This window comes from Bacillus sp. H1a (genome assembly GCF_000633475.1).
Lineage (GTDB): Bacteria > Bacillota > Bacilli > Bacillales > Bacillaceae_G > Bacillus_A > Bacillus_A paramycoides.
In genome coordinates this window covers 1-266 of the sequence record NZ_AYMH01000123.1, presented here as the reverse complement: position 1 = coordinate 266, position 266 = coordinate 1, and the positions used below count along the sequence as shown (strand labels likewise).

3 tRNA genes are annotated in these 266 nt (G+C 57.1%); all 3 read left to right on the top strand.

What is annotated here, in order from left to right:
- Positions 1 to 9 precede the first annotated feature (9 nt).
- The 3 genes from U860_RS0130340 (at position 10) to U860_RS0130330 (ending at position 266) form a co-directional block, all read left to right on the top strand.
- A tRNA-Gly gene (locus tag U860_RS0130340) sits at positions 10 to 84 on the top strand.
- A 16-nt stretch (positions 85 to 100) separates the two neighbouring features.
- Positions 101 to 189, top strand: a tRNA-Leu gene (locus tag U860_RS0130335).
- A 3-nt stretch (positions 190 to 192) separates the two neighbouring features.
- Positions 193 to 266 (top strand) — tRNA-Arg (locus U860_RS0130330).

Sequence of the window (266 nt, the reverse complement as noted above, 5' to 3'; positions counted from 1 at the left end):
ACATGTCTTGCGGAAGTAGTTCAGTGGTAGAATACAACCTTGCCAAGGTTGGGGTCGCGGGTTCGAATCCCGTCTTCCGCTCCAATTTTCAATATGACATGCCGGGGTGGCGGAACAGGCAGACGCACAGGACTTAAAATCCTGCGGTGGGTGACCACCGTGCGGGTTCGACCCCCGCCCTCGGCACCATATGCGCCCGTAGCTCAATTGGATAGAGCGTTTGACTACGGATCAAGAGGTTAGGGGTTCGACTCCTCTCGGGCGCG